The sequence below is a fragment of the Brevundimonas sp. VNH65 genome, from assembly GCF_049445955.1.
Lineage (GTDB): Bacteria > Pseudomonadota > Alphaproteobacteria > Caulobacterales > Caulobacteraceae > Brevundimonas.
The window spans coordinates 581,850-605,067 of sequence record NZ_JBMSDX010000002.1 but is presented as its reverse complement, the minus strand read 5'-3'; the positions used below and the strand labels follow the sequence as shown (position 1 = coordinate 605,067).

The 23,218-nt window shown below is 63.6% G+C and carries 24 protein-coding genes; 18 read left to right on the top strand and 6 right to left on the bottom strand.

Annotation, left to right across the window (positions count from 1 at the left end):
• The first annotated feature begins 341 nt into the window (after positions 1–341).
• The 4 genes from ACO2Q1_RS06770 to ACO2Q1_RS06755 are packed head-to-tail and all read left to right on the top strand — an operon-like array spanning position 342 to position 5,106.
• Positions 342–2,234 (top strand): DEAD/DEAH box helicase, encoded by a 1,893-nt coding sequence (locus tag ACO2Q1_RS06770; protein WP_086490810.1) that lies wholly within the window; start codon positions 342–344, stop codon positions 2,232–2,234.
• Entirely contained in the window at positions 2,235–2,651 is a 417-nt protein-coding gene (locus ACO2Q1_RS06765; RefSeq protein WP_086490809.1) for an EcoRII N-terminal effector-binding domain-containing protein, read from the top strand.
• Positions 2,652–2,660: 9 nt separating this feature from the next.
• A complete protein-coding gene (locus ACO2Q1_RS06760; protein ID WP_086490808.1) occupies positions 2,661–4,268 on the top strand; it encodes an ATP-binding protein in 1,608 nt (535 codons plus the stop codon).
• The gene (locus tag ACO2Q1_RS06755; protein WP_086490807.1) at positions 4,258–5,106 is read left to right on the top strand and encodes an HNH endonuclease; all 849 of its coding nucleotides are present in this window, start codon (positions 4,258–4,260) and stop codon (positions 5,104–5,106) included. The genes ACO2Q1_RS06760 and ACO2Q1_RS06755 overlap by 11 nt, the downstream gene beginning before the upstream one ends.
• On the opposite strand, the gene ACO2Q1_RS06750 is transcribed toward ACO2Q1_RS06755, so the two are convergent.
• From ACO2Q1_RS06750 to ACO2Q1_RS06735, 4 genes are all read right to left on the bottom strand, one after another.
• Positions 5,064–6,293 carry a type II restriction endonuclease gene (locus ACO2Q1_RS06750; RefSeq protein ID WP_086490806.1) on the bottom strand — a complete coding sequence of 410 codons (1,230 nt, stop codon included), beginning with the start codon at positions 6,291–6,293 and terminating at the stop codon, positions 5,064–5,066. The two genes, ACO2Q1_RS06755 and ACO2Q1_RS06750, sit on opposite strands and share 43 nt — an antisense overlap.
• Entirely contained in the window at positions 6,290–6,697 is a 408-nt protein-coding gene (locus tag ACO2Q1_RS06745) for a very short patch repair endonuclease (RefSeq protein WP_423328745.1), read from the bottom strand. Before ACO2Q1_RS06745 ends, ACO2Q1_RS06750 begins: the two co-directional genes overlap by 4 nt.
• Before the next feature lie 274 nt (positions 6,698–6,971).
• Positions 6,972–7,283 carry a helix-turn-helix domain-containing protein gene (locus tag ACO2Q1_RS06740; RefSeq protein WP_112999647.1) on the bottom strand — a complete coding sequence of 104 codons (312 nt, stop codon included), beginning with the start codon at positions 7,281–7,283 and terminating at the stop codon, positions 6,972–6,974.
• A gap of 164 nt (positions 7,284–7,447) precedes the next feature.
• Positions 7,448–8,020 (bottom strand): hypothetical protein, encoded by a 573-nt coding sequence (locus tag ACO2Q1_RS06735; RefSeq protein ID WP_220119300.1) that lies wholly within the window; start codon positions 8,018–8,020, stop codon positions 7,448–7,450.
• A 146-nt stretch (positions 8,021–8,166) separates the two neighbouring features.
• Here ACO2Q1_RS06735 and ACO2Q1_RS06730 point away from each other — a divergent pair, with 146 nt between their 5' ends.
• From ACO2Q1_RS06730 to ACO2Q1_RS06700, 7 genes are all read left to right on the top strand, one after another.
• The gene (locus ACO2Q1_RS06730; RefSeq protein ID WP_258526262.1) at positions 8,167–8,394 is read left to right on the top strand and encodes a hypothetical protein; all 228 of its coding nucleotides are present in this window, start codon (positions 8,167–8,169) and stop codon (positions 8,392–8,394) included.
• An 88-nt stretch (positions 8,395–8,482) separates the two neighbouring features.
• Positions 8,483–8,896, top strand: a complete 414-nt coding sequence (locus tag ACO2Q1_RS06725) for a hypothetical protein (protein ID WP_423328744.1) — start codon at positions 8,483–8,485, stop codon at positions 8,894–8,896.
• A 61-nt stretch (positions 8,897–8,957) separates the two neighbouring features.
• Positions 8,958–10,280 carry a TolC family protein gene (locus tag ACO2Q1_RS06720; protein ID WP_112999650.1) on the top strand — a complete coding sequence of 441 codons (1,323 nt, stop codon included), beginning with the start codon at positions 8,958–8,960 and terminating at the stop codon, positions 10,278–10,280.
• Between the two features lie 2 nt (positions 10,281–10,282).
• Complete coding sequence (locus ACO2Q1_RS06715) at positions 10,283–11,536, top strand: efflux RND transporter periplasmic adaptor subunit (protein ID WP_112999715.1); 1,254 nt, start codon at positions 10,283–10,285, stop codon at positions 11,534–11,536.
• Between the two features lie 14 nt (positions 11,537–11,550).
• Positions 11,551–14,736 (top strand): efflux RND transporter permease subunit, encoded by a 3,186-nt coding sequence (locus tag ACO2Q1_RS06710; protein ID WP_112999651.1) that lies wholly within the window; start codon positions 11,551–11,553, stop codon positions 14,734–14,736.
• 110 nt (positions 14,737–14,846) lie between these two features.
• Complete coding sequence (locus ACO2Q1_RS06705; protein ID WP_112999652.1) at positions 14,847–15,578, top strand: HupE/UreJ family protein; 732 nt, start codon at positions 14,847–14,849, stop codon at positions 15,576–15,578.
• 14 nt (positions 15,579–15,592) lie between these two features.
• The gene (locus ACO2Q1_RS06700) at positions 15,593–16,237 is read left to right on the top strand and encodes a transmembrane anchor protein (RefSeq protein WP_112999653.1); all 645 of its coding nucleotides are present in this window, start codon (positions 15,593–15,595) and stop codon (positions 16,235–16,237) included.
• Positions 16,238–16,304: 67 nt separating this feature from the next.
• On the opposite strand, the gene ACO2Q1_RS06695 is transcribed toward ACO2Q1_RS06700, so the two are convergent.
• Positions 16,305–17,636, bottom strand: coding sequence for an MFS transporter (locus tag ACO2Q1_RS06695; RefSeq protein WP_112999654.1), 1,332 nt, complete (start codon positions 17,634–17,636; stop codon positions 16,305–16,307).
• A 66-nt stretch (positions 17,637–17,702) separates the two neighbouring features.
• Between ACO2Q1_RS06695 and ACO2Q1_RS06690 the strand changes: the two genes are divergently transcribed.
• The 5 genes from ACO2Q1_RS06690 (at position 17,703) to ACO2Q1_RS06670 (ending at position 21,470) form a co-directional block, all read left to right on the top strand.
• Positions 17,703–17,978, top strand: a complete 276-nt coding sequence (locus tag ACO2Q1_RS06690) for a metal-sensing transcriptional repressor (protein WP_112999655.1) — start codon at positions 17,703–17,705, stop codon at positions 17,976–17,978.
• 150 nt (positions 17,979–18,128) lie between these two features.
• Positions 18,129–19,328 (top strand): chromate efflux transporter, encoded by a 1,200-nt coding sequence (chrA, locus tag ACO2Q1_RS06685; protein WP_112999656.1) that lies wholly within the window; start codon positions 18,129–18,131, stop codon positions 19,326–19,328.
• Between the two features lie 137 nt (positions 19,329–19,465).
• Positions 19,466–20,062, top strand: a complete 597-nt coding sequence (locus ACO2Q1_RS06680) for a hypothetical protein (RefSeq protein ID WP_112999657.1) — start codon at positions 19,466–19,468, stop codon at positions 20,060–20,062.
• A 48-nt stretch (positions 20,063–20,110) separates the two neighbouring features.
• Positions 20,111–21,235 (top strand): helix-turn-helix domain-containing protein, encoded by a 1,125-nt coding sequence (locus ACO2Q1_RS06675; protein ID WP_112999658.1) that lies wholly within the window; start codon positions 20,111–20,113, stop codon positions 21,233–21,235.
• A 19-nt stretch (positions 21,236–21,254) separates the two neighbouring features.
• Entirely contained in the window at positions 21,255–21,470 is a 216-nt protein-coding gene (locus tag ACO2Q1_RS06670) for a hypothetical protein (RefSeq protein ID WP_146763774.1), read from the top strand.
• Between the two features lie 17 nt (positions 21,471–21,487).
• On the opposite strand, the gene ACO2Q1_RS06665 is transcribed toward ACO2Q1_RS06670, so the two are convergent.
• On the bottom strand, positions 21,488–21,772 hold the full coding sequence (locus ACO2Q1_RS06665) for a helix-turn-helix domain-containing protein (RefSeq protein ID WP_258526264.1): 285 nt from the start codon (positions 21,770–21,772) through the stop codon (positions 21,488–21,490).
• A 51-nt stretch (positions 21,773–21,823) separates the two neighbouring features.
• Between ACO2Q1_RS06665 and ACO2Q1_RS06660 the strand changes: the two genes are divergently transcribed.
• Together ACO2Q1_RS06660 and ACO2Q1_RS06655 are read left to right on the top strand one after the other, a co-directional pair.
• The gene (locus ACO2Q1_RS06660; protein WP_112999660.1) at positions 21,824–22,342 is read left to right on the top strand and encodes a hypothetical protein; all 519 of its coding nucleotides are present in this window, start codon (positions 21,824–21,826) and stop codon (positions 22,340–22,342) included.
• Between the two features lie 108 nt (positions 22,343–22,450).
• Positions 22,451–23,200, top strand: a complete 750-nt coding sequence (locus ACO2Q1_RS06655; RefSeq protein WP_146763775.1) for a hypothetical protein — start codon at positions 22,451–22,453, stop codon at positions 23,198–23,200.
• Positions 23,201–23,218 lie beyond the last annotated feature (18 nt).

Genomic DNA, 23,218 nt, shown 5'->3' with positions numbered 1-23,218 from the left:
CGGTCGATCGACAGTCTGCCTGCGGCGTTGGACGGCGAGAACCGGCGCGTGGTTTGCACGACCTGCGCCCGAACGGAGGACTATAGGGCGGATCGCCTGAACATCGACTTCGACGCGGGTACGCGGCGTGTCGTCAAGGTGAGTTGCGGCTAGCATGGCGGTCAAGCTGACCATCGAGGATCTTGGACACTGCCCCGCCGGCCCAAGCGAATCGTAACGCGGAAGCAAAATTGACTGCTAACCTCAGCCAAATCTCATAAGGTGCTGGATGAGGGGCATGCTGCAGATCAAAGCACGATTCGTCTCGCAACGCGGAACTAAAGAGTTGGCATATAAGGTTTATGGGCGAAGGCGCGTGGGATATCAGGGGAAGAGAACTCTGGCTGCTCGATCCAGAGGGCAACGCCCGCGTGTCGAAGGTCGACGAAGTCTATCGTGCGCTGATTGAGAAAAAACCGAGCGAGGACTGGATTCCTGCGCATGTGGAGGGACTGCGTCTGTCCCGGTATCCGCTCGATCCTCTTGTCGTGATTGACGACTCCCAAGGAGATGGCGTTCCGGTCTTTTCGCTTTCTGGTTCCTGCCGCGGCAAAACGATCGCGCTGCAGCCGGATGATCTGGCGCGCGGCCATGTCGTTGCGGATGGCGTCTGGTATCCGGTCGAGCCGGACCAGAGCGCCGACATCATGAGCATGCTGGAATCCTCCGGCGCGTCGCTCGGCCGGGCCGGATCGCTCCGGTCGTTCCTTGCTATCAGGAAGGCCACCGCCAGCGGCCTGATTGAGGACAAGCTTGCCGACCGCAATATATCGCCCTTGGCTTTCGCGCCGGACGGCGAAGAATTGCCGGAGGGCGTGCATGCCACTCTTTACCCCTACCAAGCCTCGGGCTGGCGCTGGCTCAAGTTCCTGCTGTCAGAACAGGTCGGCGGGCTGTTGGCCGACGAGATGGGGCTGGGCAAAACGCTCCAGATCATCAGCGCCCTGCGCGATTGCGGCTCGGGACCGCTGCACCCGGCGCTGATTGCGGCGCCCGGCTCGCTGCTTGAAAACTGGCGGCGGGAGATAGGAAAGTTTGCTCCCGACCTAAAGGTGCTGAAGCATCACGGTCCCGATCGCACAGGTCGGCCGGCGGACCTGCAGGGCTATGATGTCGTCGTCACTTCCTATGACAGCGTTGTGCGGGACAACAGCCTGCTGGGGATGATCGACTGGCAGGTGATCGTTCTCGACGAGGCGCAATATATCCGCAACCCGACTGCGCAGCGCACGAAGGCCGTCAAGGCCCTGCCGCGCAAGGTGGGCCTCGCTGTCACCGGCACCCCTGTCGAGAACAAGCTGCTCGACCTATGGTCGATCATGGACTTTGTGCTGCCCGGACACCTCGGTGACGCCGGCACCTTCCAGACGCATTTCCAGGATGATGTCGACGGCGCGGCCGCGCTGGAGCCGCTTGTCTCCCCGCTAATGCTGCGCCGGCGTGTTGCCGATGTCGCCAAGGACTTGCCCCCGCGCATCGACATTCCGCAGGTGGTCGAGCTGGATGACGGCGAAGCCGCGCATTATGACGAGCTGCGCGACCGCATCGCGGTCGAGTATGGTGCCGCAGCAACCCTCGTCGCCCTAACCGCGATGCGCCGCTTCTGCGCGCATCCGGCCCTTGTCGATAGCGATCGCCACACAGGCGATCCGATGGACTTCTCGAAATTCCGTCGGCTTGACGAACTGGTCGAGGAGATCTTCGCCCTCGGCGAGAAAGTCATCATCTTCACCTCCTTCACCGGTATGGCCGACCTGATCGCGCAGTATATCGCGCGCCGGCACAATGCCTTCACTGGCATTATTGACGGTCGCCTAGCGATCGACGCCCGCCAGCCGCTGATCGACGCATTCAGCGCCGTGAAGGGCGGAGCGGCCTTGATCCTGAACCCGCGGGCAGGTGGGTCGGGGCTTAACATCACTGCCGCTAACCACGTCATCCACTACAATCCGGAATGGAACCCGGCTCTTGAGGACCAGGCTTCCGCCCGTGCGCACCGGCGAGGGCAGGAGCGCCCCGTGACGATCCACCGGCTGCTCGTGGCCAATACAGTCGAGGACGTGATCGACGAGCGCCTGACGCGCAAGCGCGCGATCTCCGGCACGGCCGTAATCGGCGTGGAGGGCGGCGACGACGATTATGCCGACATCGTGGCGGCCTTGGGCCGATCACCACTTGCGAAGCAGGGAACCTGAATGACCAAGCGCAGTATCGCCAAGCTCCTGAGCAAGAACGACACGGGCGAGACGGGCGGCCATCAGGCAGGCATCCTCGTTCCCAAGGAAGAAGGCATCCTGTCCTTTTTCCCGAAGCTCGATGCCTCGCAACACAATCCGCGCTGCCACCTGCGCTTTCTCGACAGCAGCGGAACGTTCTGGGAATTTGCTTTCATCTACTACAACGGCAGGTTCTTTGAGGGGACCCGCAATGAGTATAGGCTGACCCGAATGACCAAATACATCCGGCAGGCCGGGCTGGTCGTCGGGGATGAGGTGGTCCTATCGCATGACGGCGACCGCTACATGATCTCGCATCGCCGGCAGCGGCAGGCTGCATTGAATGAGGCAGGCGTCCTCAAGCTCGGGTCGGGCTGGCGCGTCGTACAGATTTAAGGGGGAACCATGACAATCGAGCCAATCAACCTGCCGCCCAATCCGGAGCGGATGATCGAGGGCCTGCGCGACACAGGCTACGAGTTCAATACCGCCGTAGCCGATATCGTTGACAACTCAATCGCCGCGCATGCGACGAAGGTCCAGCTCTGGCTCAGCGCCGACATGCAGCGGAAGATCAGGCTGCTGATCGTCGATAATGGCGATGGCATGAACCGGCAGGGCCTCATCAACGCGATGCAATACGGCTCCGCCGCGCGGCCAAGCGCGGCCAGCCTCGGCAAGTACGGCCTTGGCCTGAAAACGGCATCTACCGCCTTCTGCAAGCGGCTTTCGGTGATTTCCCGGCCCGATGGGAACACGGCGCCCCTGATGGCGACGTGGGACCTGAACCATGTTGCCGAGGCGAAGTCGTGGGAGCTGTTGCTGACAGCCGATTGTGACCCCGAGGCGGTCGAACAGCTAGACATCGTGGCCGCGGGCCGCGCCGGCACCGTCGTTCTCTGGGAACAGGTCGACCGGCTCGTCAAGGATTTCGAGGACAAGAAGGCAGGGTGGGCGAAGAAGGCCCTGCAGTCGAAGGAGGATGACCTCCGCCAGCATCTCGGCATGATCTATCAGCGGTTTCTCGACGCCAAGGACAAGCGGGCGCCGCATGTCGAGATCGAGCTGAACGGCAAGCCTGTCGAGGCTTGGGACCCATTCCAGCGGCATTATTCGGAGCTAGTGGCGCAACAGACCGTGCCGGCCGAGCTGGCTGATGGCAGCACGGCCGAGTTCACGGTCAAGGCCTATATCCTGCCCCGCGAGGAGGAGTTCCCGTCCAAGGAGGCGGCGGCCTTAGCCCGGGTCGGGAACGATACTCAGGGCATCTACATCTACCGCGAGGAGCGCCTGATTCACGCGGCCGACTGGCTCGGAATTTATCGCAGAGAACCGCACTACAACCTGATCCGCGTTGAATTTTCCTTCGACAATAAGCTCGATGATGCGTTTCATCTCGATATCAAGAAGTCGCAGATCATCCTCAACGAAGATTTGGCGCAATGGCTGGAGGATCAGTTTCTGCCCGCGCCGCGCCGCGAGGCGAATCGCCGGCGGCGCGAGGGCGAGCAAAAAAAGATCGCCAAGAAGAGCGAGGGTGCGCACGACAACTCCAACAACAATATCCGCAACCGCGAGGCCGACGCCGGCGGGGCCGAGGTCAACGTCGCCGACCCCAATACGGGCGAGGTTGTCATCAAGAACCAGCACGGCAAGTTCCGGCTAAAGCTGCCGATGGCCGAGGCTCAGCGACCCGGGGAGGTCTTCGTGCAGCCGGTCGACGGGATCACCAACGGCCTGCTGTTCCAGCCGGTCATGATCGAGCAGCATCGCGCTGTGCAGATCAACACGAGCCATCCCTATTACAGCAAGGTGTATGTCCCGAACCTCTCGAAAAGCGTCACCATGCAGGGCCTCGATTCCCTGCTGTGGGCGCTCTGCGTGGCCGAGCACTCGACGGTCCGCGATAACACTAACGAGCTATTCCGCGATCTGCGCTATGAGGTCTCGCGCATCCTAGAGAAGCTGGTCGAAACGCTCCCGGATCCAGAGATCGAGAAGGATGTCGCCTGATCCGCACACGCTGGCCGGCCGGGTATCGGCCGAGGCCGGGCTGGATTTCGAGGGGAGCGAGGGCCGCGATGGCGAGGGCCGGCGCTGGCTGGAGCTACATCCTGCCGGCCATCCAAAAGCCAATACCTTTGCGATCCGCGCAACGGTGGGCTGGCGCCGTCTCGATGTCCAACTCCTGCCCGGCACCTTCGCCGGCGCTCTTGTCGAGGCAATGGGCGCTGCCGATGAGACGGGACGCGCGACCTTCTCAGCCGTTCTGGAGAAATGCCGGTCCGATGGTGCGGAAGTTGATTTCACGGTCAACGGTGGTGCGGTCGCGCCTGACGGCCCAGCAGCGTGGTCGTCGCCTTGGCGCAGCATGGGGCTTGTCGTCCGGCGAGGCATGCTGGCAATCAATGAGGGCGACGAAGAGGGCGACAGCCGTCTGATCGAGCGGTGGACGGCGCGGATTGCGGCCGCCATTCTCGCCTTGCTCCCCCTGGAACCGCACGAAGAGGACATTCCAGAAACCGATGCCGAGGGCCTTCCCGAAGGCGCCAAGACTCGGATCGAGGTCAACCGCTACGAACGCGACCGGCGCAACCGCGCTGCAGCCCTTGCCATCCACGGCTATGCCTGCAAGGCCTGCGATCTGCAGTTGGACATCCTTTACGGCGATGCCGCCACCGGGCTGATCGAGGTCCATCACCTCACGCCGGTTTCTGAGCTGGGCCCCGGCTACATCATCAATCCGCGGGATGATCTTGCGCCGCTCTGCCCAAACTGCCACAGCGTCGCCCATCGACGCGCGCCGCCCTATTCGATCGAAGAACTGCGGGCGATGCTATCCCGGTCGTGAAGAAGCTCAACCAATGTCGAAATGGACAAGAGCCATGACTGCTGGCTCTGCGCGTAAGTGAGGTGCAATCGAGAGGGCAGGACCAGCTGGAGCCGTTGCCGGCGCATTTCGTCGGTTTGGGCCAGACTGATCGAGGGCTCGAGCGTCAACAGATGCTTGTCTGGAATGCGGTCTGCCTCGGATAGCACCTGCCTCCAGCGATCCTTGCAGGTACTCTTCACCCCCAGCATTGTCAGCCGCTGGGTCTCAAAGGCGGGATCATGATATTCTGTAATGCCGGGGAATATGAAGTCCGGCTTTGACTTGCCCTCTGTGACCGGATTGCGGTCTGCCCTGATTCCCAACTCCTGAAACATATATTCAAGATGATTCTCTAACGCCGTACCCATGCGCTTTTTGCGACGGTTCTGGACTGAGAGGCTGAACCTGACGAATTCGTCGACTTCGTCAAAACCTTCTTGGAGTTGGTCGCCGATAAGGTGACGCTCGAATGTGCGGAACAATACCTCCTCGCGTTCCACTAGCGCCATCAGCGCTCCGTCAGGGTCACCCTTGATGTCGAGATCGCCGAGCGTTTCGCGCGTATAATTAGAAAATTCTCGGGTGCCGGGAAAGCTGGAGCCAAAGCGCTTATTCATCTGGTCGAGGTAGTCGTCGTCAGCGGACTCGACATCCACACCGAGCTCTTCGAGGATGAAACGCGAAGCGAATTCCAAGCGGAGCTGGTTGGTTTCAATCTCCCCCTTCACCGAATAACCCGGGTGAGCATGGTCCACCCCGAAGAGCCAAAGCAGCTGGCCAGCGATCGTCGATCCGCTCTCTGCGATGATGGCCATGAGCGAATCGTCCGGCCGCACTCCAATGATGAGGAGGTCGCCCTCGGTTGCATTGTCTGAAACGACCGTGTCCGGAAAATACAGGCGATACTCCGGACCGCGATGGCTCTGCTTTCGGCGCGTGTCGTACCAGCTGAGCCACGCCTGCTCTCTGAGCGGCTCTGGATCGTCGTCGGCGAGATAAATGAACGTGGTTGGGATATTCCGGCGATCTTCCTCGCCAAGCATGGTGCGTAGTGCGCCTACACCCCCGAACTCGTGTTGATGAGAACGATGCTGATCCGCGTCAACCGCGGTCAGTCGCTTCCAGGCGACTTGGCGAAAATAATCTGAAAGGTGGCCGCTCCTCACCCGCGGATCTCTATCATCTGTTCCGGCCCCCTGATCCAGACATCCAGCTCTCCCGCCACCTCCTTTACAGCTTCGGATCCCTTGGACCGCAAGGCACATTCCCAAACGGTGGCAATTCTCCACCCAGCATCCATAAGCGCAGCTTCGTTCCGGCGGTCACGCTCCGAATTTCCTTCCAGCTTCGCCTTCCAGAATTCTGGCCGTGTTGCTGGAATGCGACAAAGGCCGCAGTCATGTGCATGCCAAAAACACCCATGGACGAGGATGACGGCTTTCCAGCGCGGCAATACTATATCTGGTCGGCCCGGAAGGCGCCGAACGTCCAGTGCAGGACCGTTTTCTTCCCTTGTGGCAAACGCGCTCCCTAGGGGAAAAATCAGGAAAACCGAAGGAAATTCAATCATCAGCCTTGTGGAAAACCAACGCTGATTGTTGAAGCTGAAAAAGGCGAACCACCGCCTGAGCCACCTCCCGAGAATTATGGCCGTTGCCGGCCTAGGCCAGTCTAATGGAGACGTCCGTTCAGGTCGAGGAAGCGACGAAGTGCTTCATGCTGGATTGATCGATCGCCCCCCACCTGCTTGCACCGCCTCACGCATGCGCGTGAGGCGGTGTCGGGTTAGCTGGAATGGGGACGAGGATCGGTCAGCAAGCGGACCGACAGCTAGACGGTCTATCTCACGCCAACCGCAACGGGCGCGTCGGTCGGCGCAGCGTCATCGGCGAATGCTCGGAGGCGTAGGAGATGCGAACGGTCCGCGCCTCACGGGTGTTTGACACCATCTGAGCGGCCATGTGGTCCATCAGGTCGGACAGGCGATAGCGCGGGTCGCGCCGCAAGGCAGCCGAGTAGCGAGGACCGTGGCCGCGAAGACGCCATTTCGAAAGCGTCTCGACCTTCACCCCGATGTAGGCGGCGGCTTCTTCGGCTGTCAGCCAACGGTTCTCCAGCGGGCTCAAGCTGGGCGTATCACGTTCGTCGTTCTTCATGGCTTCTCCTTGCTTCGTTGCACATCTCCTGTGGGTCAGTGCGAGTTGATAGTGAGATTTACGAAAACTTAACCGACAAAGTTAGTCAAGAAAAAATAGCAAAATCAGAATATTTCCTTAGTTAATTCAGTATTAGTGTAAATGAAATCTGCAACTCTTCGCGGCTATCGAGGCATGTATTCGCGAAAGCGGCTCTCCAGGAAGTCAGCGATCACCTGCCAGGGCTTGCTCGGCGACGGGTCGATCGCCGCCTTTCGTTTCACCTCGGCCAAGAGGGCTTCCCGCTCCATATAGGCAGCAACGGCGGCGTATTGCGCTCGTCGTTCAGGCGCCCCTCGTTGGCTCAGCTGGACGACCTGTTCCAGGCTGCGGTTGCTTTTCAGACGGTTGGCCTGATCGCTGATCACCCTGACATTGCCGGGTCGGTACCCTTCGGCGGGATTGATCCGGTCAAGCGAGGGAGAACTGGCAGACCTAGCCGCACCCACGGTCAGGGGCAGACCAAGGACGGGACAACGGCGCGGCATGGAGATGTCCTGCCGACGAAGCGTGTAGGGCACGCCCTGGCGGACAGCGCGCTGACGCGCCCGCGTCAAAAGCGCGGATGTTGGGCGAGTTTTACGCGCAACGCTAAGATAGCCGCGCATATAGGCAGCGTTGCAGCTTCGGCAGGTCCGGCGATGACTCGGCTTTCCATGGAGCGGACAAGCCGGTTGATCCGGTTTAACGTCATTCATAGAGGCACCTCCTTTCACTTATTGGTGCTATTTATCAAACATGGTGCTATTGGTCAATCATGAATTCTGAGCGCGATACAAGCCCCTCCGGCGCCGCCGTTACCGGGGCGCAGTTGCGCGCAGCGCGTGGGCTCTTGAACATGTCCGTGTCCGATCTCGCGGAGCGCACTGGACTTGCGCTGAACACGGTCCGAAAAGCCGAAAGCACCAACGCCGCCGCTCCCGTCACGACGGCGAATGCGCGGTTGCTCGTTGCGACCCTGGAAGACGCAGGCGTCGTGTTCATTCCTGCGGGAACGCTCGGCGCTGGCGTGCAACTACGCTTCCCAGACCAGGAACCGCTGAAGCGACGGCGCGACTCTAAAGGCGAATAGGGCCAACCGGCTGCGACCTTCATGCCGTTGCATCGTGGGCGGTTTCCCCGTAACGGAATTCGATCGGGGAATTTTCGATTTGCCACGCTTGTTCCGCCTTCTCTGCGTCTGCCTGGGCGTGACCGTCATGGTCGCGGTGCAGATGCATGGCGTGCAGAACAACCAGCACAGAATTGAACACGGCCTCCAGTTCCCCGGCGTTTCCTATGAAGATGCGGCCGACCTGGCTCACGACCATGACCACAGTCAAAGCCACGACGCGGTGACGAGCGACGACGCATCGACGGCCGTCCTGGCGGTTGATGTCGCCGATGACGGCGGCAAATCCCCTCTCAGCCATCACCATCACAACGGCGGCGACATTCATGTGGCACTGGCGACGCCTGTCCATCCGACCGGCGCAGGGGTCGTGACCACGCTCGATCTCGGCCCGGCGCCCGACGCCGTGCCGCCTGGCGCTATCCTCGATGCGCCGCACCAACCTCCCAGACAGAACGCCTGATCGCCTGAAAAGCTGATCCTGCGCGGCCTCACGGCCGTGCGCGTCCTGTTGGAGACATCCCTTGAAACCTTCCAAGTCCGGCTATGCCGGATGGCGAGGGCGAGGCGCGGCTGCATCCGCCTTCGCGCTCGTCCTGACGGCGGCCTGGTCGCCGCCTGCAATCGTGCTCGCCCAATCGCTGTCCCCTGCCGGGGTCACGGTCGGCGGGCAGCCGCTCACCTTGAACGCCGCGCTTCGACGCGCCGTCGAAGCCGACCCCGCAAAAGCGGGCCTCGATGCGCGACTGCGCGCGGTCGATGCCGGTGTTCGCCAGGCCGACCTCAAGCCCAATCCCACGCTCGGTCTGACGGTAGAAAACCTGCCGACACTGGGTGGCGGCGACATCCTGGGACGCACCGAAACCACCCTGTCCTACGAGCAGAAACTGGAACGCGGGGGCGATCGTCCGGCGCGGACCACCCTGGCGCGGAGCGAAGGCCTTCTGGTCGTCGCCCAGGCCAGGATCGCGCAACTGGACCGTATGGAATCGGTCCAGCGCGCCTGGGCCGAGGCCATGGCCGCCCAGGCCACGCTGGAGATCGCGCGCGAGCGGCTTTCGCTGGCGGAGCGTTTCCAGACTGAGGTGCAACGTCGGGTCAACGCGGCCCGCGATCCCTTGTTCGCCGGCGCTCGCGCCGAGGCTGAACTGGCCCAGGCCCAGATCGACTTCGACCAGGCCGAGATCGCGGTCCGCGTGGCGCGGATCGTCCTGGCCAAGTTCTGGGACGGGACCGCCGATTTCCACCTGGGTCAGTCCGACTTCGAGGACACCAGCGCCTCGCGCGTCGCCGCCGGCGAAGTGGCCTCGACCGACCTGGAGGCCTTCCGCGCCCGTCAGGCCATCGCCGACGCCCAGGCGCGGCTGGAGGAGGCCCGCGCCGTGCCTGACACCACGGTCAGCGTCGGCGTCCGGCACATCTGGGACAATGAGGTCGCCTTCGTCTTCGGCGGATCGATCCCGTTGCAGCGCCATGACCGGAACCAGGGCGCCATCGACCGCGCCCGCGCCGAAGGCCTGGCGGCCCAGGCCGACCAGAACGCCCTGCGCCAGGAACGCGAACGCGAGATCGCCCGCCTGCAGGTTCAATTGCTGGCGCGGGCGAACGAGGCTCGTCGCATCGCCGAGGAAACCCTGCCGCAGGCGGAGCGGGCCGTGACCCTGGTCCGGGACGGCTTCGCGCGCGGCGGCTTCACCTACAACGACGTGATGAGCGCTCACACGGCGCTGCTGCAGACCAAGGCCCGCCGCGTGGCCGTGCTGCAGACCTTCCACAACGACCGCGCGCGGCTGGACCGCCTGACCGGCGCGCACGCCGACCTGCTCGGCCTGGAGACCCAACCATGAAGATGTCTCGCACTTCAGCGACCGCGCTGGGCGGCGTCCTGACCGCCGTGGCCCTGACGTTGAGCGCCTGCAGCGGCGGCGATCAGGCCGCCAAGCCGGAAGGCGAAGCGGCGGCCGCCGCCGACTACGAGCGCGGGCCGCACAACGGCCGACTGCTTCGTGACGGCGATTTCGCCATCGAGGTGACCATCTATGAGGAAGGGCCGGAGCCTCTGTTCCGCCTCTACCCCTACCTCAAGGACAAGCCGGTCGACCCGAAGCTGGTTCAGGCCAGCATCGCCCTGACCCGCCTCGGGCCGAAGGTGGATCGCTTCACCTTCACGCCGGAGAACGACTACCTGGCCAGTCCGGGCGTCGTGTCCGAGCCCCACTCGTTCGACGTTTCGGTCGCCGCTGTCCAGGCGGGCAAGCGCTCGACCTGGTCCTATCAGTCCTATGAGGGGCGGACGGTCATCAGCGCGGACGCCGCGCGCGACGGCGGCGTCACGACCCAGCAGGTCGGCCCCGCCGTCCTGGGCGAGACCCTGCCGCTCAGCGGCCGGGTCGAGATCACGCCCGAGGGCCAGGCTGAGGTCCACGCCCGCTATCCGGGGCGCGTCATGTCCCTGACCGTCCAACTCGGCCAACGCGTCTCGCGCGGTCAGGTCGTCGCCCGCGTGGAATCCAGCGAAAGCCTGCAGACCTACGCCGTCACGGCGCCCATCTCCGGCGTGATCACGGCCAAGAACGTCAACCCCGGCTCGATCACCGGCAACGGCGCGCCCATGCTGGTGATCGGCGACCCGACCCGACTGCACGCGGAGTTCTTCCTCTATCCGCGCGACGCTGAACGGGTTCGCGTCGGTCAGCGGATCGAGATCAAGAGTCAGGCCGGCGAACACTCGGCCAGCGGCGTCATCGAGGCGATCCTGCCGTCGGACGACGTCCTCAGCCAGACCCTCGTCGCCCACGTCGAGTTGCCCTACCAGGGCGGCGTCTGGCGGCCGGGCCTTGGCGTGTCGGGCATGGTTCAGGTCGGCGAAGGCCAGGTTCCGTTGGCGGTGCGCACCAAGGCGCTGCAGCCCTTCCGCGACTTTACCGTGGTCTACGCCAAGGTCGGCGACACCTATGAGGTGCGGATGCTCGACCTGGGCCGGCGCACCGAAGAGTGGACCGAGGTCCTGGGCGGCATCGCACCGGGAACGACCTATGTCGTCGACGGCGCCTTCCTCATTCGCGCGGACATCGAGAAGTCCGGCGCGAGCCATGACCACTAGGAGGATGCGTCACCATGCTTGAACGCATCATCAGCCTGTCGATCCGGCATCGCTGGATCGTGCTTGCGCTGGTCCTGGCCTCAGCGATCATCGGCGTCTGGAGTTTCCAGAAGCTGCCGATCGACGCCACGCCGGACATCACCAACGTCCAGATTCAGATCAACACGGAAGCGCCCGGCTATTCGCCGCTCGAAGCCGAGCAGCGCATCACCTTCCCGGTCGAGACGGCCGTGGCGGGGGTGCCGGGGCTCTCCTACACCCGCTCGGTCTCGCGCTACGGCCTGAGCCAGGTCACGGTCGTCTTTGAGGACGGAACCGACATCTACCGGGCGCGCCAACTGGTCAACGAACGGCTTCAGACCGCGCGAGACCAGTTGCCCGCCGGGCTGTCGCCCGAAATGGGGCCGATCGCCACCGGCCTCGGCGAAATCTTCATGTACACGATCGAGGCCAAGCCGGGCGCGCGCAAGGCGGACGGCACGTCCTACACGCCTGAGGATCTTCGGACCCTGCAGGACTGGGTGATCCGCCCGCAGATGCGCAACACGCCCGGCGTCACCGAGGTCAACACCATCGGCGGCTTCGAGCGCCAGTATCACGTCACGCCCCACCCTGACCGTCTCGCCGCCTATGGCGTGACGATGAGCGAGGTCGTGTCGGCGCTGGAACGCAACAACGCCAACGTCGGTGCCGGCTACGTCGAACGCTACGGCGAGCAGTGGCTGATCCGGGTGCCGGGCCAGGCGTCCACGGCGCAGGACCTGTCCAACATCGTCATCACCACGCGCGGCGGTGTGCCCATCCGCATCGCCGAGGTGGCCGAGGTCGGTCTGGGCGAAGAACTTCGCACCGGCGCCGCGACCGAGAACGGCAAGGAAACCGTGCTGGCGACCGTCTTGATGCTGGCCGGCGAGAACAGCCGCGTCGTCGCCCAGGCGGCGGCGGCTCGTCTGGAGGAAGCGGCCAAGGCCTTGCCGAACGGGGTCGTCGCCTCGCCCGTCTATGACCGCACCGACCTGGTCGAGCGCGCCATCAAGACGGTCGAGAAGAACCTGGTCGAGGGCGCGCTGCTCGTGATCGTGGTTCTGTTCCTGCTGCTCGGGAACTTCCGCGCGGCCCTGATCACGGCGGCGGTCATCCCGATCACCATGCTGATGACCATCACCGGCATGGTGCGGACCGGCGTCTCGGGCAATCTGATGAGCCTGGGCGCGCTGGACTTCGGTCTGATCGTCGACGGCGCCGTCATCATCGTCGAGAACTGCCTGCGTCGTTTCGCCGAGGCCCAGCACCAGCAGGGCCGCCTGCTCACCCGAGAAGAACGCTTCTCCCTGGCGGCGCGCGCCTCCAGCGAAGTGATCCGGCCGTCCCTGTTCGGCGTCCTGATCATCACCCTGGTCTATGTGCCGATCTTCGCCCTGGACGGCGTGGAGGGCAAAACCTTCCATCCCATGGCGATCACCGTGGTGATCGCCCTGACCGCCGCCCTGGTCCTGTCGTTGACCTTCGTGCCGGCGGCCGTGGCCATGTTCGTCACGGGCAAGGTCCAGGAGAAGGACAGCTTCCTGATGCGCTGGGCGCGCACCGGCTACCAGCCGGCGCTCGACTTCGCTCTGAAGGCCCGCGTCGCCATGGTGGCGGTCGCCATCGCCCTGGTGGCCGGCGCGGCCCTGGTCGCTTCACGCATGGGTTCGGAGTTCGTGCCGAACCTGGACGAAGGCGACATCGCCATGCACGCCCTGCGCATTCCGGGCACCAGCCTGAGCCAGGCCATCGAGATGCAGACCGCGCTCGAAGCCCGTCTGGCCAAGTTCCCGGAGGTCGAGCGCGTCGTCGCCAAGATCGGCACGGCCGAGGTCGCCACCGACCCTGTGCCGCCGTCGGTCGCGGACACCTTCATCCTGCTGAAGGACCGCAAGGACTGGCCTGATCCCCGCAAGCCGAGGCTCCAGCTCGTTCGCGAGATGGAAGAGGCGGTGAACGAGATTCCGGGCAGCAAGTACGAGTTCACCCAGCCCATCCAGATGCGGTTCAACGAACTGCTGTCCGGCGTTCGCGCCGACGTGGCCATCAAGGTCCACGGGGATGATCTGGACCAACTCGTCGCCCTGGGCTCCCAGATCGAGGAGATCGTCGGCTCCGTTCGCGGCGCCGCCGACCCGCAGTCCGAGCAGGTCACCGGCCTGCCCATGCTGCTGATCACGCCGAACCGCGACGCCATCGCGCGTCTGGGCCTGAGCATCGACGATGTTCAGTCGGTGATCTCGACCTCCATGGGCGGTGCCACGGCGGGACAAATCTTCGAAGGCGACCGACGCTTCGACATCGTCGTGCGCCTGCCCGAAGACCTGCGGCGCAACACCGACGCCATCGGCCGCATCCAGGTGCCGCTGCCAGGCGCCAACGGTCAGCCGCGCGGCTTCGTGCCGCTCAGCGAGATCGCCGTGATCGCGCTGGAGACTGGTCCGAACCAGATCAGTCGCGAGGACGGAAAGCGTCGCATCGTCGTCACCGCCAATGTCCGTAACCGCGACCTCGGTTCCTTCGTCAGAGAGGTGCAGGAACGGGTGGATCAGGAAATCGACCTGCCCGCCGGATACTGGGTCTCCTACGGCGGCACCTTCGAGCAACTGATCTCGGCCGCCAAGCGGCTGCAGTTGGTGGTGCCGGGGGTGCTGTTGCTGATCTTCGGCCTGCTGTTCGCCCTGTTCCGCTCCTGGCGGGACAGCGCCATCGTCTTCTCCGGCGTGCCCCTGGCGCTGACCGGCGGCGTGGCGGCGCTGGCCCTGCGGGGCCTGCCCCTGTCGATCTCGGCCGGCGTCGGCTTCATCGCCCTGTCGGGCGTGGCCGTGCTGAACGGGGTGGTCATGGTCAGCTTCATCCGAGGCCTGATCGAAGAGGGCAAGCCCGTCGGACAGGCCATTCGGGAAGGGGCGCTGACGCGTCTTCGTCCGGTGCTCATGACGGCGCTGGTCGCCAGCCTCGGCTTCGTGCCGATGGCGGTCAACGTCGGCGCGGGCGCGGAGGTCCAGCGCCCGCTGGCCACCGTGGTCATCGGCGGGATTGTCTCCTCGACCATCCTGACCCTGCTCGTTCTGCCGGCCCTCTACAGCCTGGTGCATGGACGCGACGCCCCGAGCGACCGCCCCAAACCCGCCTGGCTGGACCATCTGCCCTTCCGTCGTCGCCGCGCTCTCTGACGCGATCGGCCGCCCCGTTCAGGGGCGGCTGGTCTTCAGCGCCGCTTCCTCTACGCGACCGCCGCCATGACGGCGGGTGTCGTCTCATTGTTCCAATCGCAAGGATGCCCATGACTTCCGCACCCTGCCGCGACCGACTGTCGTGGCTTCGATCACCCTGGACCCTGGCGGTCCTGGTGGTCGGCTTCCTCTTCCTCGAAGGCCTGCTCAGCCAGGTCCTCGCCCATGGCGTCGCCGAGGGCGACAAGGGCTACATCCAGGAAACCTCCGGCTTCCTGTTCTGGCCCTTCGTCTACCTGGGGGCCAAGCACATGGTTACCGGATACGACCACCTGCTGTTCCTGTTCGGCGTGATCTTCTTCCTCTACCGGATGAAGGACATCGGCATCTATGTGACCTTGTTCGCCATCGGTCACTCCTCGACCCTGCTGCTGGGCGTCCTGACCAACATCAGCGTCTCCAGCTATCTGGTCGACGCCATCATCGGCCTGTCGGTCGTCTACAAGGCCCTGGACAACATGGGCGCCTATCAGAGGTGGTTCGGCTTCCAGCCCTCTACCAAGGCCGCCACCATGATCTTCGGCCTGTTCCACGGCTTCGGACTGGCGACCAAGCTGCAGGACTTCCAGTTGTCGCCCGACGGCCTGCTCTGGAACCTCGTCGCCTTCAACATCGGCGTGGAGATCGGACAACTGCTCGCCCTGGGCGGCATCCTCATCCTCATGGGCTTCTGGCGCCGCACGAACGGCTTCTGGAAGCACGCCTACCTCACCAACGTCGTGCTGATGACGCTCGGCTTCATCCTGACGGGCTATCAGCTCGGCGGCTTCTTCGTCATGTGATCGGAGACACCCTCATGTACAACGCAAACCGTCCCTCCAAAGCCGACCTGCCGTCCACGGGCCAACTGCTGAAGTCCACCGGCGTCGCCGCGCTCGTCGCCTCCGCCCTGCTGGTCACGGTCGTCCTGCCCGCCGAATACGGCGTCGATCCCACCCGCATCGGTTCGGTGTTCGGCCTGACGGAAATGGGCCGCATCAAGCGACAACTCGCCGAAGAAGCGGCGGCTGACGCCGCAGCCGACGCGGCGGCGGTCAAGGCAACGCCGGCAGCGACGCCGTCCGTCACGACGCCTCCCACGACTGCAGCCGCAACACCTGCATCCCCCGCTGCGACGCCGGGCGCGGCGCGTACCGACGAAACCGTCCTGACGCTTCAGCCCGATCAGGGCGCCGAGATCAAACTGGTCATGGAAGAAGGTGCCACGGCGCGGTTCACCTGGATCAGCAGCGGTGGAAAGATCAACTTCGACACCCACGCCGATCGACCGGGGGTGTCCTACCACGGCTACGGCAAGGGTTCGTCCCAGCGTGAGGAAGGCGTCCTGACCGCCGCCTTCACCGGCAGCCACGGCTGGTTCTGGCGCAATAGGACTGGCGAGCCTGTCACCATCACCCTCAAGACCGAGGGCGCCTACACTGAGGTCAAACGCGTCGTCTGACGGTAATCACGACCGACACGACGAGGGGCGCGCCGATCTGCGGCGCGCCCTCATTTCTTTACGGCGCCTACTGACGTTGCTTCGGCCACCGGCGGTGATTGTCGTCAATCACGACAGGGTGGGCGTGCGAAACACCGGCTGCATCGGGGCGCATCCCTTCATTGAGATGCTCGTGGTCCGGTTCCAGTTCATCGTGGTGGTGCAGCAGGTTCAGCGGATCATGGGCGGGCCAGACGATCAGCGCCAGTAGCGCCCCAAGACCACACAGCGCCGCAAGCACGACGAAAGCCGCTTGGGGATCGGCCTCAGCCGACACCAGTCCCGCCATCGGATAGGCGATCAGCCAGCAGGCGTGTGACAGAGCGAACTGGGCCGCGAACAATGCGGGACGTTCGCCTGCCGTCGATGAGCGCCGCAAAGCGCGACCGGCAGGCGTGATGGTCAGGGAATAGCCGAAGCCCATGATGATCCAGAGCGCGATCAGCACCAGATAGCTGCGCGCGAACAGAGCGCCTGCGATCAGCACCGCAGTCATCAGCAGTGCGCCAGCAACCATGGCGCTGCGGTCGGTGACACGTTCCAGGGTCTTGGGTAGAAACACCGCCGCCGTCATCGACCCGCCTCCGAACGCCGCCAAGGCCCAGGCGGTCGCCTGTTGCGACAGGCCGAAGTTCGACTGCACCAGGACGACCGTGTTGACGAAGACCATGGCGCCGCCCGCCGCTGTCGCCAGGCTGACCGCCAGCAATCCACGCAGACGCGGCGTCAGCGCGAACAGCCTCACGCCTCCGGTCAGGCGGCGCAGGAACGGCAGGGTCGGAGCAACGGACAAATGAGGCAGGATGGCCGTCACGACGAAGCCGGCGGACAGGATGAAGCCGAGCGCGGTGCCGACGAACAGGTTGTGATAGCTGATGACGGACAACAGGACGGCCGCCAGCACAGGGCTGGCGACGCTTTCCAGATCGGAGGCCAGCCGGGACAGCGACAGCGCCTTGGTGTACTCGCCCTCGTCGTCCAGCAGGTCGGGAATCATGGCTTGGAACGCCGGCGTGAAGGCGGCGGAGGCGACATAAAGCACCGTCATCAGGCCATAGACCTGCCATGCCTCGTTCACGAACGGCAGAGAGGCGGCGACAGCGGCGCGCACCACATCCAGCGAAACCAGCAAGGTCTTGCGCGGCAGCTTGGCGGCCAGGGCGCTGGCGAAGGGCGCCACGCCGACATAGGCGATCATCTTGATCGCTAGGGCGACGCCGAGGATTTCGCCGGCTCCAGCCCCCGCTAGGTCATGGGCGAGCAAGCCCAGGGCCACAGTCGCCATGCCGGTGCCCAACAGAGCCGCGACCTGGGCGATGAACAGGTGGCGATAGGCGGTGTTCCGAAGCGGGGAGAACATTAGGGGCCTTTCCCATGCGGCGTTTCGACGTTTGACCTATCCCCACCGGGGGGATAGGTCAAACCCATGGCACACATCTCTCATGCGTCTCATCCCGAAGTCATTAAGCGCCTCAAGCGAGCCGAAGGGCATCTGCGAACGGTCATTCAGATGATGGAGGACCAGCGCGCCTGCGTTGATCTCGCCCAGCAGCTTCACGCCATCGAGAAGGCGGTCGCGGCGGCGAAGAAGACCCTGATCCACGACCACATCGACCACTGCCTGGCCCATGCTGCCGACGGCGACCCCGTCGAGGCGCGGCGGGCGATGGGGGAGTTCCGCGAGATCACCAAGTACCTGTAGCGAACCGCCGTTCTGAAAACGCGGACGCCACCTGCCAATTCACCGATGGTGAAGCTACTATGGGCGTGCGCGCGGTCGCGGCCGCTCTCTGAGGCGACGTATCTGGCGCCGCCTTGTCGTCAGTGTCCGCGCGACCAGTGAGACAAGGCCATGACCATTTCTTCCGACGCCGTTGGACCGCCCCGCCTGACCCTGGCGGCTCTGTTCCTCAAGTTCCTGCGGTTCGGCTTTCTGGCGTTCGGCGGTCCCGTGGCCCAGATCGCCATGATCCGCCGCGCCCTTGTCGATGAAGAGCGGTGGATTTCCAGCCCGCGCTTCAACCGCCTCCTTGCCGTGATGCAGGCGCTTCCCGGCCCCGAAGCCCACGAGTTGTGCGTCCACATGGGCATGATGGCGCGCGGGCGGATCGGCGGTCTCCTGGCGGGCCTTGGCTTCATGTTGCCAGGCTTCGTCCTGATGCTGGCGGCCGCATGGTTCTATGAGCGCTTCATTGTCGGCCAAACCGGCCTGACCGGGCTGCTGCTGGGCGTTCAGATTGTCGTAGTCGCCATCATCATCCGCGCCGTCCAGCGCATCGGCGCCCATGTGCTGGAAGACCGTTTGTTGTGGATGCTGGCGATTGGCGCCTTTGTCGCCTCCTTGCTTCACGCACCCTTCTGGATACCGCTTGTGGCGTGCGGCCTGATCTACGCCGTGGCGCAACGTCCTTGGACGGCCGTGGGCATCGCTGCCGTCGCTGTACTCGCTGCGATCCTGCTGGGCGTCGGCTTAGACGTCAGGCCGCCCGCGGTCCCGATCTCGTCCGAACCGTCGCCACAACTCATCGCCCTCTTCATCGCTGGACTGAAGGGCGGCCTGCTGACATTCGGCGGTGCCTACACCGCCATCCCCTATGTACGGGCTGACACGGTGGGGCGCGGCTGGCTGCCGGACGGGGTCTTTCTGGACGGCGTAGCGATCGCCGGCGTCCTGCCGGCGCCCCTGGTGATCTTCGGCACCTTCACCGGCTACGTCGTCGGCGGGTGGTTCGGCGCCCTGGCGGTCACTGCCGGGATTTTCCTGCCGGCCTTCGCCTTCTCGATGGTGCTGTTCAATCACCTGGAGGCCGTGGTCGAGAACCCGGCGCTGCACCGGCTCTTGGCGGGCGTAGCGGCCGCTGTCGTCGGCGTGATCGCCGCCACCTCGCTTCAACTGGCCTGGACCACGGCCCGCTCGGCCCCGTCGCTATGGATCGCCGGAGCGATTTTCCTTGTCGCCTTGATCGCCGCCTGGCGGATCAAACCGCGCTGGACGCCATTGCTGATCCTAGGGGGAGGCATCGCTGGCTTTGTGGCGTTTGCCTGGAAGTGATCAGGGTGTTGGAGTGCAGCTAGGTGATCGGCTCCAACTGCGCTCGGTTTACATCCCGCCTTTCAGTTTACTTTTCTGAGATCAGTTGACAAATTTTCCATATCGCCCACGATACGTTCATGGATCGGAGCCGAATCATGACGCCTTGGGAACACCATCCCGACCTGCAGCGCGACCGCCTCATTGAGATAGCGCGCCTCATCCACCAGGCGCGTAATGACGCGCTCGACAGGCAGGACCTCTCGGTAGGCTCCAATCCCTGGACGGTAGGATGCGAGGCCTACGCCTTCGGCATTCATCAAATTATTCAGGCCGAGCCTGAACATGAATGGCTGACAGTGCTTCAGCCTGGAATGCAGTTTGTCTTTGCGATCGGCGACGTTCGTGTCCGGTTTTACAAGGGCGCGCCGGATGAACCCACCAAACGCACGCTCCGTCAGACCTTCTCCGAGCTCCACCAGCCTTCATTGTTTGGCCTAGACGAGATGTCGCCTACCGAGCTGCTCTACAGAATTGCCGTAGAGACTGATTTCGACGGTCAGGTCGCAGCCATTTCGTTTGTCATCCTTGATGGCGAAAGCCCCATCCTGACCTGGAGCATCCCGCTGGATGAGCCGGTCACGCGCATCGCTGCAGTCGATATTCCCGACGCTGAAGGAGTGGAACTTTCGAAGCCTCGGGTGATTGTGCCGGGCGTCGATCAGGACAAAAAGGACGGCACGGAGGACGATTGATTCTTCTGAGGCGGGGCTGGGAACAACGGCTGTCTGGGGCCGGTTTGTATGACGATAAAATTCGATCTTGTGGGCGAGCAACTACGACTCGCCCGACTGGCCCATGGGCGCTCTCTTGAGGAGGTGGGTGAGGCTGTAGGCACCACCCGCCAGTTCATTCAGCAATTAGAAACCGGCGCCAAGGCGGCATCTCAAGAAATGATCGCCGCGTTGGCCGATGTCCTCGGAGTAACGCGCGAATTTCTTTGCCGCGCGACGCCCTCTACTGTCCGACCTGAGCAGTGCCACTTTCGTGGACAGGCGGGACGCCCCGCCTCCATCACCAGCCAGGTATTGGCTCGGGGCACAATCCTGGATTCCCTCACCGAAGCGCTCGAACGTCGACTGGGCCTCCCGGTGGTGAACTTTCCGGACATTCCGGTCCATACGTCGGAAGACATTGAAAAGGCTGCTGAGCAAGCTCGTCTTTTTTGGAGTCTGGGCTCTAACGGGCCTATCACCAGCATGATGCGTGTCGTTGAGAATGCTGGCGCTATCGTCACCTATTTCGGCGATCTCTCCGAGCGTGTGGACGCATTCTCAATGGACCGGCGTCGCCCCATCATCGTTCGCAGCTCGCTCAAACAGAGCCTCGGCCGCCAGCGTTTTGATTTAGCCCATGAATGCGGCCATCTCATCATGCATAGGGGCATTCAGACCGGCGACACCGTAACGGAGAACCAGGCCCATCGTTTCGCAGGAGCTTTCCTGTTTCCGCGCGGTGCGGTGCTCCGTGAGTTTCCCCGCAGCAGCAGAGCGATCGATTGGCGCGCCCTCTACGCTCTGAAGCTTCGATGGAAGATGTCCGTTCGGGCAATTGTCCGACGTGGCTATGACTTGGGGATTCTGAGCCCTGCCCAATATAGAACGGCCAACATCCACCTGATGAAGACGGGCCAATCCAAGGTCGAGAAGTACGACGATGACCCCTCCATGCCAGTCGAGCAGCCGGAGCTGCTGGTAGATGCCTTGGAGGCTATGGCCAGCGTCCACCACCTAGGCGCCAGGGCCTTGGCAGAGGAAGCCGGGCTGTCAGATGGAATGTACCAGTTAGTTACGGGCGTGCCGCTTCCGCCCCTACCCGGTGCCTATAAAGATGGCATCGTCGTTCCGTTTAAACTTGGCAGCAATTGAGCAAACTTAGGAGTGGGTAATGGGTGCGATTGTGTATTTCGATCAAGATGTTAAATGCGCTGACACCGCACGCGACACCACTATCGAACTCGGCACAACCGGCTACGCAGGTAATGGCCCTCAGCTATTCTTGGCATTTGGCGATCACCGCATCATCATGTCCCACGAAGATGCCAAACAGTTCTGCGCTGCCGCCGAAGGTATCGCTAATTATTTCGGATATGATGATGCCTAGCCCCCATGCCTTGGCGGCTAGGCTTTCGAATGTCGACCGCTTGGCAGTGACTTTGGCGCAGCCTCGCCTTTTTCGGGCAGGATGAAGAAGGCCGAAATCGACACCCCCAGCACGCCCGCGAGTCGATCCAGCAGATCGACAGACGCGTTGCCCAACTGGCGCTCGATCTCGCTGAGATAGGCACGATCTATACCCGCGTCAGCAGCCAAGCGCTCCTGCGAAATGCCGCGCTCAGTCCGCAGCTTCTTGAGATTCCACGCCACCAGCGCCCGTCCGTTCATGGCGGCAAGCGACAGCTTCACCGCTCGTTAAACCACGGGATATATCCTACAGATTAAATCTGGAGGGTTCTGATGAAGAAGATCGTCTTCGCCATTTCGGTTCTGACTGCGGTCGTTGCGTTCGGAGGCACCGCATCTGCACAAGCCGACGCCTGCTCCACGAATGGCGGCTACCCGCCCGGCAGCCCCAATGCGGTGATGGCGCGGATGCGGGACATCGCCAGCGGCGCCTATGCGGCCTGCGTTGAGGCCCAACGCGCCCGCACGCCACCCGTGAACTGGACGCCGACGCGCATTCGCGCCGCCGCGCGTCAGGCGGTGACGGACAAGCTGCGCGATCCCTCATCAGCCCAATTCCGCAATGTGCGCCGCATCGAACACTCCAACGGCTCGACCATGTTCTGCGGTGAGGTGAACGGCCGGAACGCCTATGGCGGCATGTCCGGCTTTCAGCGGTTCGAGGCCGGCGTGGATCGCACAGGCGACGCCTCTGCGCTGATCGACGGCAGCGAGGAACTGAACGCCACCTACTTCGAAGGTGCCTGGAACCAGTTCTGCGGCCGTATCGCCGGCACGCCGGTTCAGTTCTGACGGAGAGGGGCGGTTATGGGGATGAAGTCGATGTTTCCTAAGGCTGCGGTCGTCGCAACCCTGGCTGCACTGGCCGGCTGCGCTGCCACGCCGCCACAGGAGGTGCGGATGATCCCCACGGCCGATCACGGCGTGGGCGTTCGCTTCTCGCGCGGCAACGCCCTGATGGTGTCGAACGGGCCATCCGGCGCGATCATGCTGTTGCCGGTCCGGTACAACGACACCCAGAAGTTCTACTTCTCAGTCGCCGCCTTCAACACCTCGGGCTATCCGATCAACATCGGATCGGAAGACATTCGTCTCTATCTGGACGGGCAACCCTACGGCGTTCAGGACTTCGACTATCTGCGCCACACGGCGCGCATGACCGCCCAACGCGAGATTAACCTGGCCTGGGCCGACGCGGCGGTGGAGTACTTCTTGACCCTCCAGGAGATGGAGGAGCACCCACGCCGCCACGACATCGCCTACCGCCGCGCCTCGGGGGAGTTGCAGGCGTCGCACGACCACATCCAACGACGTCTGCGCCAGACCATCTCCACCTTGGGACGGACCATGCTGGAGACGACGACCATCGACCCCGGCACGGCCCACGGCGGCGCCATCCTGGCGGAACAGATCGTCATCCCAGACGGCACGATCCGCGACATGGTCATAGAGGTGCGCTTCGGGGGCTTCCCTCATCGGTTCAGGTTAAACCTGGCGCCGTCGGGGACTTACGCTCCGACGCCCGTCGATATTCCGGCCGTCCCCGCCCAGGTCACACAGGAGCTGATGCGCACCCGCGAGACCTGGCACTGGACCGACGGTCCGCCGCCGTCGCCGGCGATCTTCAAGGGCATGCCCGTGATCGAATGATCAACTTATGGGACCATT

Coding starts and splice junctions, on each gene's coding strand:
- ACO2Q1_RS06690 (WP_112999655.1), top strand. CDS start 17,703: ATGGCACACATCTCTCATGCGTCTCATCCCGAAGTCATTAAGCGCCTC.
- ACO2Q1_RS06675 (WP_112999658.1), top strand. CDS start 20,111: ATGACGATAAAATTCGATCTTGTGGGCGAGCAACTACGACTCGCCCGA.
- ACO2Q1_RS06680 (WP_112999657.1), top strand. CDS start 19,466: ATGACGCCTTGGGAACACCATCCCGACCTGCAGCGCGACCGCCTCATT.
- ACO2Q1_RS06705 (WP_112999652.1), top strand. CDS start 14,847: ATGACTTCCGCACCCTGCCGCGACCGACTGTCGTGGCTTCGATCACCC.
- ACO2Q1_RS06765 (WP_086490809.1), top strand. CDS start 2,235: ATGACCAAGCGCAGTATCGCCAAGCTCCTGAGCAAGAACGACACGGGC.
- ACO2Q1_RS06715 (WP_112999715.1), top strand. CDS start 10,283: ATGTCTCGCACTTCAGCGACCGCGCTGGGCGGCGTCCTGACCGCCGTG.
- ACO2Q1_RS06740 (WP_112999647.1), bottom strand. CDS start 7,283: ATGAAGAACGACGAACGTGATACGCCCAGCTTGAGCCCGCTGGAGAAC.
- ACO2Q1_RS06660 (WP_112999660.1), top strand. CDS start 21,824: ATGAAGAAGATCGTCTTCGCCATTTCGGTTCTGACTGCGGTCGTTGCG.
- ACO2Q1_RS06655 (WP_146763775.1), top strand. CDS start 22,451: ATGATCCCCACGGCCGATCACGGCGTGGGCGTTCGCTTCTCGCGCGGC.
- ACO2Q1_RS06755 (WP_086490807.1), top strand. CDS start 4,258: ATGTCGCCTGATCCGCACACGCTGGCCGGCCGGGTATCGGCCGAGGCC.
- ACO2Q1_RS06770 (WP_086490810.1), top strand. CDS start 342: ATGGGCGAAGGCGCGTGGGATATCAGGGGAAGAGAACTCTGGCTGCTC.
- ACO2Q1_RS06700 (WP_112999653.1), top strand. CDS start 15,593: ATGTACAACGCAAACCGTCCCTCCAAAGCCGACCTGCCGTCCACGGGC.
- ACO2Q1_RS06760 (WP_086490808.1), top strand. CDS start 2,661: ATGACAATCGAGCCAATCAACCTGCCGCCCAATCCGGAGCGGATGATC.
- ACO2Q1_RS06670 (WP_146763774.1), top strand. CDS start 21,255: ATGGGTGCGATTGTGTATTTCGATCAAGATGTTAAATGCGCTGACACC.
- ACO2Q1_RS06735 (WP_220119300.1), bottom strand. CDS start 8,020: ATGAATGACGTTAAACCGGATCAACCGGCTTGTCCGCTCCATGGAAAG.
- ACO2Q1_RS06745 (WP_423328745.1), bottom strand. CDS start 6,697: ATGATTGAATTTCCTTCGGTTTTCCTGATTTTTCCCCTAGGGAGCGCG.
- ACO2Q1_RS06695 (WP_112999654.1), bottom strand. CDS start 17,636: ATGTTCTCCCCGCTTCGGAACACCGCCTATCGCCACCTGTTCATCGCC.
- chrA (WP_112999656.1), top strand. CDS start 18,129: ATGACCATTTCTTCCGACGCCGTTGGACCGCCCCGCCTGACCCTGGCG.
- ACO2Q1_RS06710 (WP_112999651.1), top strand. CDS start 11,551: ATGCTTGAACGCATCATCAGCCTGTCGATCCGGCATCGCTGGATCGTG.